Here is a 3,823-nt window from a genome sequence, read left to right as displayed (position 1 = left end):
GCGAGAACGCGCTCGCCACCTATCCGCGCCTGTCGAAGGCGGATCATGCCATGGAGATTGCACTATGAGCATCATCGACGCCGAACGCAGCCGAGAGGCGAAATACAAGCTGCACGTCATCGACTGCGACATCCATCCGGCGATGACCTCGTGGCAGGAGATCCATCCCTATCTCGAGAAGCGCTGGATCGATCATCTCACCGTCTATGGCAGCCATCTGCGCCACGCCTTCTCCGAGGCGCTGTCGCATCCACGCATGTCGCCAGATGCGGCGCGGGTCGATGCCTATCCGGAGGAGGGCGGTCCTCCCGGATCGAGCCTCGATCTGATGCGCAAGCAGCATCTCGATTCCAATGGCGTCGAGACCGGCATGCTGATTCCGCTGCGCTGGAATCCCGGCAGCCAGCGCAATCTCGATTTCGGCGTGGCGCTGACGCGGGCGATGAACATCTGGCAGGTCGAGCGCTGGGTGACGCAGGAGCCGCGCCTGCGCGCCTCCGTGCTGGTCGCGCAGGAGGACACCGTCGGCGCCGTCGCCGAGATCGACGCGCGCGGCGGTGACAAGAACTTCACGCAGATCCTGATTCTGCCGCGGACCGACGAGCCGATCGGCCGCCGTCGCTATTGGCCGATCTTCGAGGCCGCCGTGCGCAATAACCTGCCGATCACCATTCATGTCGGCGGCACCGGCGGTCATCCCTCCACCGCTGGGGGCTGGTCATCCTATTACATGGAAGAGCACCACATGGTGGCGCAGGCGATGCAGGGCGCGCTCGCAAGCCTGGTCTTCGAAGGCGTGTTCGAACGCTTCCCGAAACTGCGTGTCGTGATCATGGAAGGCGGGCTCGGCTGGATTCCCTCCTTCATGGCGCGCATGGACAAGCACTGGAACCGGCTGCGCAGCGAAGTGCCGCAGGTCAAACGGCCGCCATCGGAGTATGTGCGCGAGCACGTTTGGTTCACGACTCAGCCGATGGAGGAGCCGGGAAGCGCGGCCGCCCTGCTCGACCTGTTCGATCGCATCGGCTGGGATCGGCTCTTGTTTGCGACCGACTATCCGCACTGGGATTTCGACGATCCGCGCACTGCGTTCAAGGCCAATCTCAGCGAGGCCCAGCGGCACCAGCTGCTCTATGGCAATGCACGGATATTCTACGGGTTCGACGCATGACCAGACATGTCGTCGCAACCGTCAACCAGATTCCGCCGGGCGAGCGCATGCTCGCGACCGTCGGCGGAAGGGAGATCGGCATCTTCAACATATCCGGCGAGTATTTCGCGGTCGGCAATCGCTGCCCGCACAACGGCGCCTCGCTGTGCAAAGGGCGCATCGTCGGCCTCGTCGAGGCCAGCGAGCCCGGCTCCTATCAATTCAGCCGGCGCGGCGAGATCTTGCGTTGCCCGTGGCACGGCTGGGAGTTCGACTTGCGCACCGGCAAATCCTGGTGCGAGCCGGACCGCACCAGGGTGCGCAGCTATGATCTGAAGATCGAACCCGGGGAGACGCTTGCGGCAGAGGGGACGCTCGTGGCCGAGACGTTCCCCGTGTCGATCGAGAAGCAATACGTCGTGGTTGAAGTCTAGCCGGCGCAGAAGAAGCAGGAAGTCGGGGAGGGAGTTGCGTGATGATGAAGATGGTCATGGCTGCGGTCCTCGCTGGCCTTGCGGGCCTGATCGTGCCCGCTCACGCCGAGGACAATTGGGACGCCGTCGTCGATGCCGCCAAGAAGGAAGGCAAGGTCGTCGTCTATGACATGGCGCTCGGTGCGCCTTATTTCCTCGCTGTCCTGAAATCGTTTGAGGCCAAATATGGCATCCCCGTCGAGAGCCTCGACCTTCGCGCCAGCGAACTCGCCGAGCGCATTCGCACCGAGCAGTCCGCCGGGCGCTTTCTCGGTGACGTCGAGATAATCACGACCACCATGATCGAGGAGCAGCGCCAGAACGGCGAATTTATCGAGAAGCTGCCGGCGATCCCGAATGCCGCTAATCTGCGCCCGCCGTTCAAGATGAGCGACTACAGCGTGCCCGCCTTCGTCCAGCCGATGGGCATCCTGATCAACACGCGCCTGGTGAAGGATCAGGACGTGCCCGAAAGCTGGAGCGATCTCACCAATCCGAAGTGGCAGGGCAAGATCCTGTCTGACGACATGCGTCCGCTCGGCAGCGGCAATACGATGTTCGCGATCCTCGAGCACCAGATGGGGGCGGAATTCAACGAGAAGCTGGCCGGGCAGAAGCCGGTCTTCAGCCGCGATATGCGCAACGACGCCCGTCGCGTCGCACGCGGTGAATACGCGATCTATGTTCCGCAGATCTTCGCCTTCACCTCCGACCTCAAGGGCTTGCCGGTCAAGCTCGTCATCCCCAAGGAGGGAGCGCCCTATGCCGAGATGGATTTGGCGGTCCTGAAGAATGCGCCGCATCCGAACGCCGCGCGCCTTTTCATCCAGCACTTCCTCTCGATGGAATCGCAGTTGATCTACGCCAACGCCTGGATGCCGCCGGTCGTTGCGGGAGTCGCCGAACGCGCCAATCCGGACGCGCAGCCCTTCGCCAACGCCAAGCTGATCGGGCCCGCGAAGCTCGCGGAGCGGCCGTCAATGATGGCGCTGGCAAAAAAGCTTTATCCCTGAGCGGCGGTACTTGAGCATTTCCGCCGACGATCGCCTTGGAAATTCGGCGCGGGGACCGCTGCCGGCGCGCCTGTCGGCCTCCCTGCGCCGCTGGCAGGGAACGTCCGCGAGCCGCTTCATGGGCGCGGCGCTGCTCATTGCCGTGCTCATGTTCCTCTCGGTCTATCCGCTGTCGATGCTGCTCTACGGCAGCCTGCATTCGACACCGCCGGGCATGGCCGGCACCTTCAGTCTCGACGGCTATCAGGATGTGCTCTCGCGGCAGAGTGTTGTCGCGTTGTTCAACACCATTGGCATCGCCTTTGCGAAGACCATTCCCTCGCTCGTGATCGCGGTGCTGCTGGCCTGGATCCTGGCGCGCACCGACACGCCGTTCCGCGGCACGCTCGAGGTGCTTGTCACGCTGCCTTTCTTTGTGCCGCCGATCCTGACGGCGATGGCCTGGGGCATGCTCGGTAATCCGCAGGTCGGGCTGCTCAACCAGCTCTATCAATGGCTGACGGGATCGGCGAGCGCGCCCATCAACGTCTATTCCTATGGCGGCGTGGTCTGGCACATGATGCAATATTCCGTGCCGTTCCTGTTTCTCCTTATCGTCGACGCCTTCCGCGCCATGGATCCAAGTCTGGAGGAGGCGGCGCGAATGTGCGGCGCCTCGCGGCTTCGCACCTTCCGCACTGTGACGCTGCAGCTCACGCTGCCGGCCCTGACCAGCGCGGCGATCCTGAGCTTCATCCGCGGCATCGAGAATTTCGAATCGCCGCTGTTCTTCGGCTCGCCCGCCGGCATCCATGTCATCACCACGGAGATCTACGACTCGATCAACCAGCGCTCGCCGCCGCAATATCAGTATGCGACTGCGACCAGCTTGGTCATCATGGCGCTGCTCTGCCTCATCGTGCTGCTGCAATGGAAGCTGCTGCGCGGCCGCAGCTTCACCACGATCAGTGGCAAGGGCTATTCGCCCGGCGTAATGAGGCTCGGCAGATGGCGCTGGGTGACGTTCTCCTTCTGCATGCTGTTCTTCGTGGTGACGGTGGTGCTACCTATCGGCCAGCTCCTGATCGGCTCGTTCTTCAAGTTCTTCGGCTTCTATGAATGGGACATGCTCACGCTCGAGCACTATCAGGCGGTGTTCGCCAGCGGCGAGTTCTGGCGCGGTTTCGGCAACACCATGCTGCTCGGCC

At 63.1% G+C, this 3,823-nt stretch carries 4 protein-coding genes; all 4 read left to right on the top strand.

Annotated elements, in window-relative coordinates:
• The first annotated feature begins 64 nt into the window (after positions 1-64).
• Positions 65-1,171 (top strand): amidohydrolase family protein, encoded by a 1,107-nt coding sequence (locus JOZ76_RS26710; RefSeq protein ID WP_291703748.1) that lies wholly within the window; start codon positions 65-67, stop codon positions 1,169-1,171.
• Positions 1,168-1,584 (top strand): Rieske (2Fe-2S) protein, encoded by a 417-nt coding sequence (locus JOZ76_RS26705; RefSeq protein WP_291703746.1) that lies wholly within the window; start codon positions 1,168-1,170, stop codon positions 1,582-1,584. Before JOZ76_RS26710 ends, JOZ76_RS26705 begins: the two co-directional genes overlap by 4 nt.
• Positions 1,585-1,625: 41 nt before the next feature.
• Positions 1,626-2,636, top strand: coding sequence for an ABC transporter substrate-binding protein (locus JOZ76_RS26700; RefSeq protein ID WP_291703744.1), 1,011 nt, complete (start codon positions 1,626-1,628; stop codon positions 2,634-2,636).
• 10 nt (positions 2,637-2,646) lie between these two features.
• Positions 2,647-3,823, top strand: a 1,177-nt coding sequence (locus JOZ76_RS26695) for an ABC transporter permease (RefSeq protein WP_291703742.1), incomplete at its 3' end; no start/stop codon positions are given.

Origin of the sequence: Bradyrhizobium sp. (assembly GCF_019244115.1) — a bacterium.
In the GTDB taxonomy this organism is placed as follows: domain Bacteria; phylum Pseudomonadota; class Alphaproteobacteria; order Rhizobiales; family Xanthobacteraceae; genus Bradyrhizobium.
Note: the sequence above shows the minus strand (reverse complement) of the source record. Positions and strands in the feature narration are given on the sequence as shown.